7 protein-coding genes, 1 tRNA gene and 1 pseudogene are annotated in these 9,207 nt (G+C 70.5%); 2 read left to right on the forward strand and 7 right to left on the reverse strand.

Translation table 11 applies throughout. From position 1 onward, the window contains the following. Positions 1 to 112: 112 nt before the first annotated feature. The 7 genes and pseudogenes from ABZ215_RS42360 to ABZ215_RS42390 all read right to left on the reverse strand — a co-directional run bounded on the left by ABZ215_RS42360 (position 113) and on the right by ABZ215_RS42390 (position 4,610). Positions 113 to 1,477, reverse strand: coding sequence for a glycoside hydrolase family 15 protein (locus tag ABZ215_RS42360; RefSeq protein WP_354956499.1), 1,365 nt, complete (start codon positions 1,475 to 1,477; stop codon positions 113 to 115). Next, positions 1,457 to 2,259: pseudogene (locus ABZ215_RS42365) on the reverse strand (twin-arginine translocation signal domain-containing protein); the annotation flags it as partial. The pseudogene ABZ215_RS42365 and the gene ABZ215_RS42360, both read right to left, overlap by 21 nt. A 74-nt stretch (positions 2,260 to 2,333) precedes the next feature. Next, positions 2,334 to 3,050: a class I SAM-dependent methyltransferase gene (locus ABZ215_RS42370; RefSeq protein WP_354956493.1), complete on the reverse strand. Its 717-nt coding sequence runs from the start codon at positions 3,048 to 3,050 to the stop codon at positions 2,334 to 2,336. A 67-nt stretch (positions 3,051 to 3,117) separates the two neighbouring features. Continuing rightward, positions 3,118 to 3,327, reverse strand: a complete 210-nt coding sequence (locus tag ABZ215_RS42375) for a hypothetical protein (protein WP_354956495.1) — start codon at positions 3,325 to 3,327, stop codon at positions 3,118 to 3,120. Between the two features lie 209 nt (positions 3,328 to 3,536). Next, positions 3,537 to 3,608 (reverse strand) — tRNA-Val (locus ABZ215_RS42380). A 43-nt stretch (positions 3,609 to 3,651) separates the two neighbouring features. Next, a complete protein-coding gene (locus tag ABZ215_RS42385; RefSeq protein WP_020422489.1) occupies positions 3,652 to 4,116 on the reverse strand; it encodes a peroxiredoxin in 465 nt (154 codons plus the stop codon). Positions 4,117 to 4,178: 62 nt separating this feature from the next. Then, a complete protein-coding gene (locus tag ABZ215_RS42390; RefSeq protein WP_017984111.1) occupies positions 4,179 to 4,610 on the reverse strand; it encodes a DUF3052 domain-containing protein in 432 nt (143 codons plus the stop codon). Positions 4,611 to 4,978: 368 nt separating this feature from the next. Here ABZ215_RS42390 and aceE point away from each other — a divergent pair, with 368 nt between their 5' ends. Together aceE and ABZ215_RS42400 are read left to right on the forward strand one after the other, a co-directional pair. Next, on the forward strand, positions 4,979 to 7,786 hold the full coding sequence (gene aceE / locus ABZ215_RS42395; protein ID WP_354714390.1) for a pyruvate dehydrogenase (acetyl-transferring), homodimeric type: 2,808 nt from the start codon (positions 4,979 to 4,981) through the stop codon (positions 7,784 to 7,786). A gap of 76 nt (positions 7,787 to 7,862) precedes the next feature. Then, on the forward strand, positions 7,863 to 9,074 hold the full coding sequence (locus ABZ215_RS42400) for an alpha-hydroxy acid oxidase (RefSeq protein ID WP_354956497.1): 1,212 nt from the start codon (positions 7,863 to 7,865) through the stop codon (positions 9,072 to 9,074). Positions 9,075 to 9,207: the final 133 nt, after the last annotated feature.

Consider the following 9,207-nt stretch of genomic DNA (forward strand, 5'->3'; position numbering starts at 1 on the left):
GGCGGGAAAGCGTGCCTTGACACGGCTGGTCGGCGACTAAAGATCGGCTGTGGATCGGGGGCGGGGGAGGTCTGGTTGGGGTAGTCGCTTGCTTTTCGTTGCCGGGCGGCGGTTACTGCGTCAGGTATCGCTCTGCCACCACCGTCGGGTACTCGACCGGGCGTCCCTTCGCCACGGACCATGCCAGCCTCAGGTACTGGGCGTGTGTCCAGGCCAGGGGTGTTGCCGAGGCGGTTGGTGTTCCCGGCCGCACCGCTGGGTAGGGCGGGTTCACGTCCCACACCTGCTCCGGTAGCAAGCCCGTCGGACCGGCGCAGGCCGCGATGTCCCGCAACCGTCCCGCCGCTGCTGCCCGGTCGCCGGCCAGCAGTTCGTACTCCCCTCGCTCGCCGGCGAAGATCGGCCACAGCCGGCCGTACGTGCGCAAGACGTCTGCCCTGTTCACGTTCCACGGGCCGCCGTCGGCTTGTTCGCCGTATCCGTCTCCCGAGTACCGGTGCCAGTGCCTGCCCGCCGGGGTCACCGTCGAGATCTGCTCGTCGACCACGGCCAGCGAGTTCACCACCACCGGGTCGTGCGGCTGCCGCATCCCGAGCCGCACCAGTTCCAGGAAACCGGCGTCTACGACCGCTCGCTGGTCCGCCGGGTCCGGGTTGTTGTTGCCCAGGTTGTAGGTGGTCCCGGCGTTCGGGTCGCCGTCCTTGGTGAGGCGCACGAAGTACGGGCGCGGTGCGTGCGGCCCGTTCCGCGTGACCGTCCAGCCGTCGACCGCCGCGTGCCAGCGGTCCGCCGCCTCCAGGAACCGAGCTGGATCGCGGCCCGCGCGCCGCATCAGGTCCGCCAGGCACACCAAGCCCGCGATCACCGACGCGATCGTCGACGGCGAGTACCCGCTCTGCTCCTCCCACCGCTCCTGCTCGGTGTACGGCGACGGGTACCCGTCCTTCGAGTACGACAACAGGAAATCACCACCACGCTCCAGACTGTCCACTGTGGCTGGATCGTCCCGGTCGAGCAGCCACGCCAGCAGCATCGGCGCCGCGGTCTCGTCGAGCTGGATCGACGTCCAGAACGGCTCCCCCGACACCTTGGTGTTCTGCGGCCAGTGCCCGTCCGGCTGCTGGATCCGCAACAGGTAGTCCAGCGACCGCTCTGCGGCGGCGCGGTCACCGGCGGCGAGCAGGCCCGTCACGATCTGGTACAGGTCCCGCGGCCACACCAGGTGGTAGGACCCGTACTCCGGCGCCACCGCCCGGTCGAACCCGAACGCCCACGGCATCGACGGCGACGCGATGAACGCGCCCGGGTTCCGCTTGTCCTCGCTGCACGCCAGCGCCACCACGGACGTCGCGTAGATGCGCCGGTCCGCGCCCTCGGGTGCGGCCGGCAGCCCACGCAGGTACTGCCGCCACCCCGCGGCGTACGCCGACGCGGCGGAGTCGAACCCGCGGCCCAGCGAACCCCGTGCCGCGCGCACCGCGGCGTCACCGTCCGCCCCGAAACCCAGCGCGACCAGCTCGCGGGTCCGGGACGTGCCGTCGAGTCGCAACCGCCCCAGCTGGATGACGTTGCCCGGCCCGGCGGTCGCGTAGTGCCGGTCCAGCCGTCCCCGGCCGGCCACCAGCTGGGTCCAGCCGTCGTTGACGCCCGCGTAGCCGACCGTCGACTCGCTGAACCCGCCGCGGGCGAGGATGGCGCTGGCGGTGGAACCGTCGGACGCCACCAGCGCGCCGGCCTGCGGGAAGGCGCGATCGGCCGTGCCCTCGCCGCCCAGCGCCGGATCGTGCAGCAGGTACACGCCCAACGGCCGCCGCGACCGGAACTCCACGTCGATCAGCACGGAGTCGCGGTCCGGGTCGGTGGCGTACCGGGTGGTGAGCGTCCAGCCGGTGCCGCGCGCGGTCTGCCGGTACGCGGGCACCTCCGCGTCGGGCAGCTCCGTGCGGTGCCCGACGTCCGAACGCGCTCCACAAAGGACTCGCCGTCGGTGACGACGATCTGCGTCTCCCGGCTCGCCGGGGTGCTCAGGTCTGGGTGGTAGACCTCGGAGAGCCGCCCGTCCTGGAGGGTGAACCAGACGGGGCTCGCCGAGCGGGCGGTGCCGAACCCGAGCTTGTCCGCCGGGGTGAACGTGGTGTCGGCGCCCGGCCCGCCCGGTGCCGCGCCGCCCTGGCCCGCGCTCGCCGGCGCCGGAGCCGCCACCGCCGTCGCCCCCACGAGCGCCGCCGCGCGCAGAAAATCCCGCCTCGAGGTAGTCATCGTCGACCTCCCACAACGTGGTGCCCAGCCCTGGCAACAACTACCAGCGCCGCGGATCCCGGGAAAGGGGCCGGTCAGCTGACGGGCGCGAGCAGGAGCGTGGCGAAGCCGAAGCAGTCCCGGTAGCCGCGCAACCACCCGTCCCGGTGCGCGGCGGCGATGGCGAGCACGTCGGGCTGGTCGAGGCTGCGGGCGGCGAGTGAGCCGGTCCAGTTCCACTCGTAGTCGTCCAGCTCGTGCCGGGTGCTGAGGTGACCGTAGAGGGGCACCCAGCCGTCGGCGGTGATCGTGTCGACCGTGGTGGGGAGGTCCGCGAGGTCACCGAGGGCCTCGACAGCGGCCGCGCTCGGCTCGCGCTCCCAGTACCCCTCGCCGACGACGACGCGCCCACCGGGCGCGAGGACCTTCCGGGCCGCCGCGAGGGCCGGCAGGAGACCGCCGAAGGCGTGGGTGGCGCCGACGCAGAAGACGACGTCGGCCGGCTGTTCGGGGACGAAGCCGGCGGCGTCGGACTGGTGGAGCGTGAGCCGCCCGGCGAGACCGCGGCGCTCGGCCTCCCGGCGAGCGTGGTCGAGGGCAGGCTCGGAGACGTCCACGCCTTCCGCCGTAGCCCCGGGCGCCAGCGCCAAGACGCGCAGCAGCCACTCGCCGCCACCGCACCCGAGGTCGAGGAGACGCTCGTCCCCACGCGGCAGGGCCCGCTCCAGCAGGGCGCTCACCGCGGCGTCCCCGAGGGGCGCCGCGATGGGATGGTCGGAATGCGCGAGGCGCGAGATGAAGTCACGTTCCACGACGGCAGCCTGCCCGGCGCCGGGCTGGAGGCGCACGCCAATTTCCGGTGACCGTCAGCGCGGAAGGTCACTCGCGGCGCAGGCGGGCGAATCGAAGCCACCAGTAGCCGGCGATCGCGGCGTTGAGTGCGGGGAGCGTGATCCGCATCCACAGCTCCCAGTCGGAGAGGATGCCCCAGACGATCACCTGGAAGGCGACCAGCACAGTCCACCCGATCGCGGCGAGCATCGCGCTCCGCGCCGGGCGGGGGTTGAACGGATCGGGCTCCGGCGGCACCCGATGACGGTGGCAGAAGAACCCCGCCCGGGGAACACCGCCGGCCGGAGCAACGGGTGCGCCCGTCCGGCGCCGCTTCGCCAAAGGACCCGTGTGGGTGGGCCAAGCCATCCGGTGCCTGCCCCACAACGAGACAGAACGCCAGAAAAGGCAGCTACCGGCTACCGGCTACCGGCTACCGGCTACCGGCTACCGGCTACCGAAAACGGTGGGCGCAGCAGGGTTCGAACCTGCGACCCCCTCCTTGTAAGGGAGGTGCTCTTCCGCTGAGCTATGCGCCCCGGACCGGCGGCGCCCAACCCGGGGGCACCGCCGGTGCGAGCATCATTCGGGCAGCTCGGCCACCGCTCGCTTCCAGGCGAGCTGGTCGCGCGGCTCGCCCGGCTGGTTGACCTCGGCGTAGCGCACCACGCCGCCCTTGTCGATCAGGAAGGTGCCCCGGTTGGCCAGCCCGGCGCCCTCGTTGAACACGCCGTAGAGCTTGGCGACCTCACCGTGCGGCCAGAAGTCCGACAGCAGCGGGAACTGGTAGCCCTGCTGCTCGGCCCACGCCTTGAGCGAGAAGGGTGTGTCCACCGACACACCGAGCACCTGCACGCCCTGGCCGTCGTACTCGGCGAACTCGTCGCGCAGCTGGCAGAGCTCGCCCTGGCAGATCCCGCTGAACGCGAACGGGTAGAAGACCAGCAGGACCGCCTTGTCGCCCTGGAACGACGACAGCGTGACCGGCTGCTTGTTGTAGTCGTTCAGGGTGAAATCCGGAGCTGCTGAACCGACCTCGACCGCCATCGAAGCACCTTTCGCATCGCCAACGTTGCACTTGCCGCACGCTCACCTTAGCGTGCGGCCGCTCAGCGCTGCTTCGACTTCGACTTCGGCGGCACCAGCTTGGTCCCGGCCCAGTTCGGGCCGACGCTGATGTTGGAGGTCTGCGCGAGCCCGACGGTGGGCACCGCCTCGGCGATCTCACTCGGCTCCACGTGCCCCGGCTGCCCGGTCTTGGGCGTCAGGACCCAGATGATGCCGTTCTCGTCGAGGGGCGACCGGGCGTCCATGATCGCGTCGACCAGGTCCCCGTCGTCCTCCCGCCACCACAGCAGAACCACGTCGATGACCTCGTCGGCGTCCTCGTCGAGGAGATCGCCGCCGATATGTTCTTCGATCGCGGCACGCAGGTCGTCGTCGACGTCCTCGTCCCACCCGATCTCCTGAACAACCATGTCCGGCTTGATGCCAAGCCTCTCGGCGACGCTGCTGTACTCAGCGTCTCCAGCGGCGACCACTGCTGTCACTCCTCCAACTCACGACGCGGGCGGCACGGCGCCGCCCACTCGACATACGGATGGGTGTAGCGAACACGCCCGGAGCCTCCGGCGCAACCGTCCACACCGGATCTCTGTCAACTCGTAGCGCAGCGTAGGGCCCCGGGGGACGTGTTCGCGACCGCAAAACGACCCTCGGCGGCACCCGTCCGGGCACACCTGGCCTAGGGTGGGCATAACGCGCGCGCGTGCGCGCGCGGACATAGGTGAACGTTACCGCTCAGTAGCGATGACGGGAAGCCCGGACTAGACGACCATGACAGAGAGGGCACGGCCGAACTGAGGCACCCGTGCCCCGAACGCGAAGTGACAACCGGCGAGGAGATCCCTTGGCCCCCCAGAACGACCAGGCCGCAGGCACCGGCGCCAGCACCGATCGGGCCCCGGCCCGGGTCCGCGTCATCCGTGACGGATTGGCGGCCCACCTGCCCGACATCGACCCCGAGGAGACAGCCGAGTGGCTGGACTCGTTCGACGAGGCACTCGCCCGGGGCGGCCAGCAGCGGGCTCGCTACCTGATGCTGCGGATCCTGGAGCGCGCCCGCGAGCGCAACGTCGGTGTCCCGCCGCTGACCGCGACGGACTACGTCAACACCATCCCCACGGAGAACGAGCCGTGGTTCCCCGGCGACGAGGAGATCGAGCGCCGCTACCGGGCCTACATCCGCTGGAACGCGGCGATCATGGTGCACCGCGCCCAGCGCCCCGGCGTCAGTGTCGGCGGCCACATCTCCACGTACGCGTCGTCGGCGGCGCTCTACGAGGTCGGCTTCAACCACTTCTTCCGGGGCAAGGACCACTCCGGCGGCGGTGACCACGTCTTCATCCAGGGTCACGCCTCCCCGGGCATCTACGCCCGCGCCTACCTGGAGGGCCGTCTCAACGAGCAGCAGCTCGACGGCTTCCGCCAGGAGCTGTCGCACGCCGGCGAGGGCGGCGGCCTGCCGTCGTACCCGCACCCGCGGCTGATGCCGGGCTTCTGGGAGTACCCGACCGTGTCCATGGGCCTCGGCCCGATGAACGCGATCTACCAGGCCCGGTTCAACCGGTACCTGCGCGACCGCGGCATCAAGGACACCTCCGACCAGCACGTGTGGGCGTTCCTCGGCGACGGCGAGATGGACGAGCCGGAGTCGCGGGGCCTCATCCACGTGGCCGCCGGCGAGGGCCTGGACAACCTGACCTTCGTCATCAACTGCAACCTGCAGCGGCTCGACGGCCCGGTGCGCGGCAACGGCAAGATCATCCAGGAGCTCGAGGCGTACTTCCGCGGCGCGGGCTGGAACGTGATCAAGGTCATCTGGGGCCGCGAGTGGGACTCGCTGCTGCACGCCGACCGCGACGGCGCGCTGGTCAACCTGATGAACGTCACGCCGGACGGCGACTTCCAGACGTACAAGGCCAACGACGGCGCCTACGTCCGCGAGCACTTCTTCGGCCGCGACCCGCGCACGAAGGACCTGGTCAAGGACCTGAGCGACGCCGACATCTGGAACCTCAAGCGCGGTGGCCACGACTACCGCAAGGTGTACGCGGCGTACAAGGCGGCGATGGAGCACCACGGTCAGCCGACGGTGATCCTGGCCCACACCATCAAGGGCTACGGCCTCGGCCCGGCGTTCGAGGGCCGCAACGCCACGCACCAGATGAAGAAGCTCACGCTGGACGACCTGAAGCTGTTCCGGGACGCGCAGCGCATCCCGATCAGCGACGAGGAGCTGGAGCGCGACCCGAAGCTGCCGCCGTACTACCACCCGGGCGCGAACTCGCCCGAGATCGAGTACATGGTGGGCCGCCGCAAGACCCTCGGCGGGTTCGTGCCGGAGCGGCGCAACCGGGCCAAGCCGCTGGTGCTGCCGGGTGACAAGGTGTACGAGGCCATCCGGAAGGGCTCCGGCAAGCAGGAGGTCGCCACCACGATGGCGTTCGTGCGGCTGGTGCGCGAGCTGGCCAAGGACGCCGAGATCGGCCACCGGATCGTGCCGATCATCCCGGACGAGGCCCGCACGTTCGGCCTGGACTCGATGTTCCCGACGGCGAAGATCTACAACCCGCACGGGCAGACCTACACGTCGGTGGACGCCAACCTGATGCTGGCGTACAAGGAGTCCGAGCACGGCCAGCTGCTGCACGAGGGCATCAACGAGGCCGGGTCGACGTCGTCGTTCACGGCGGTGGGCACGTCCTACGCCACGCACGGCGAGCCGATGATCCCGATCTACATCTTCTACTCGATGTTCGGGTTCCAGCGCACCGGCGACGGCCTGTACGCGGCCGCGGACCAGATGGCGCGCGGGTTCGTGCTGGGCGCCACCGCGGGCCGCACCACGCTGACCGGTGAGGGCCTGCAGCACGCCGACGGGCATTCGCTGCTGCTGGCGCACACCAACCCGGCTGTGGTGGCGTACGACCCGGCGTGGTCGTTCGAGATCGCCCACATCGTCAAGGACGGCCTGCGCCGCATGTACGGCGAGGGCGGCCCGGAGGGCAACGGCGAGAACGTCTTCTACTACATGACGGTCTACAACGAGCCGTACCGGCAGCCGGCCGAGCCGGAGAACCTCGACGTCGAGGGTCTGCTCAAGGGCCTGTACCGGTACGCGGAGGCGCCGTCCGGCGACGGTCCGGAGGCGCAGATCCTGGTGTCCGGTGTGACGATGCCGGACGCGCTCAAGGCGCAGACGATGCTGGCCGAGGAGTGGGGCGTGCGCGCGGCCGTGTGGTCGGCGACGTCGTGGTCGGAGCTGCGCCGCGAGGCGGTGGAGATCGACCGGGACAACCTGCTGCACCCGGGCGACTCGCCGCGCGTGCCGTACGTGACGCAGGCGCTGTCCGGCGCGACCGGACCGGTCGTGGCGGTGTCGGACTGGATGCGCGCGGTGCCGGACCTGATCCGCCCGTGGGTGCCGACCGACATGCTCACCCTGGGCACCGACGGGTTCGGCTTCTCCGACACGCGTCCGGCGGCGCGGCGGCACTTCCTGGTCGACGCCGAGTCGATCACGGTCGCCACGCTGGCCGCGCTCGCCAAGCGCGGTGAGGTCGCGCAGGAGAAGGTGGTCGAGGCCGCCCGGAAGTACCGGATCCACGACGTGTCGGCGGCGGGCCCGCAGCTCACCGACGCCGGAAACGCCTGATCCGCGGTTTTTCGAAGGCCACCCGCGTGCTTCGCGCGGGTGGCCTTCGCACGTCGTCATCCCCGATGATGTATCTATGACGCGACGTCGCTTGCCGAGGCCCAGTGAGCTGCAGCAGATCCTGCGACCGAAACCGGTGAAGCTCAACCCGACCGACCGCCGCCTGTCGAACGCCCACACGATCGCCGACCTGCGCACCATCGCGCGCAGGCGCACGCCGCGGGCGGTGTTCGACTACACCGATGGCGCCGCGGAGCTCGAAGACAGCCTGCGCCGCGCCCGGCAGGCGTTCCGCAGTGTGGAGTTCCACCCCAACGTGCTGCGCGGGGTGTCCGATGTGGACACGAGTGTCGAGGTGCTCGGTGAGCGGTCGGCGTTGCCGTTCGCGTTCGCGCCGACCGGTTTCACGCGGATGATGCACCACGAGGGCGAACGCGCGGTGGTCCGGGTGGCGCAGCGGGAACGCATCCCGTACGCGTTGTCGACGATGGGGACGACCTCGATCGAGGACGTCGCGAAGGCCGCCCCGCACGCGCGGAAGTGGTTCCAGCTCTACGTGTGGCGCGACCACGCGGCGGGCGCGGAGCTGATGCGGCGCGCGGAGGAAAGCGGTTACGACACGCTGTTGCTGACGGTGGACACCCCGGTGGCCGGCGCGCGGATGCGGGACGTGCGCAACGGCCTGACCATCCCGCCGACGCTGACGCTGCGCACGTTCCTGGACGGCGCGACGCACCCGGCGTGGTGGTTCAACCTGCTCACGACGGAGCCGCTGGAGTTCGCGTCGTTCGGTTCGTGGGACGGCACCGTCGCGGAGCTGATCAACGCCCTCTTCGACCCGACGCTCAGCTTCGACGACCTGGCGTGGGTGCGGGAGACCTGGAAGGGCAAGCTGGTCGTCAAGGGAATTCAGAACCCGGACGACGCGCGGGACGTGGTGAAGCACGGCGCGGACGCGGTGGTGCTGTCCAACCACGGCGGCCGCCAGCTCGATCGAGCGCCGACTCCGCTGGAACTCCTGACGCCCACGCTGGACGCCGTCGGCGGCGACGCCGAAGTGTGGGTGGACACCGGAATCCTGTCCGGCGGCGACATCGTGGCCGCGATGGCGAGGGGCGCGTCGATGTGCCTGATCGGCCGGGCGTACCTGTACGGCCTGATGGCCGGCGGCGAACGTGGGGTGCAGAGGTGCGTGGACATCCTGCGACAGGAGATCACCCGCACCATGCAACTCCTGGGAGTACGCACGATCAGCGACCTACAACCAACCCACGCCACCCTGAAATAACAAAAGAACCGAAACCCGGCAACGAAAGCCGACCACCCCACGAGCCACCCCTCTCCCGCAACCCGATCCCCAGCCAAATCGGTTGCCGAGCCACCGGGTCAAGGCACGCTTTCCCGCCTTGACGCGGTGTCTC

It is taken from the genome of Amycolatopsis sp. NPDC006131, from assembly GCF_040614175.1.
Classification (GTDB): Bacteria; Actinomycetota; Actinomycetes; order Mycobacteriales; family Pseudonocardiaceae; genus Amycolatopsis_E; species Amycolatopsis_E tucumanensis.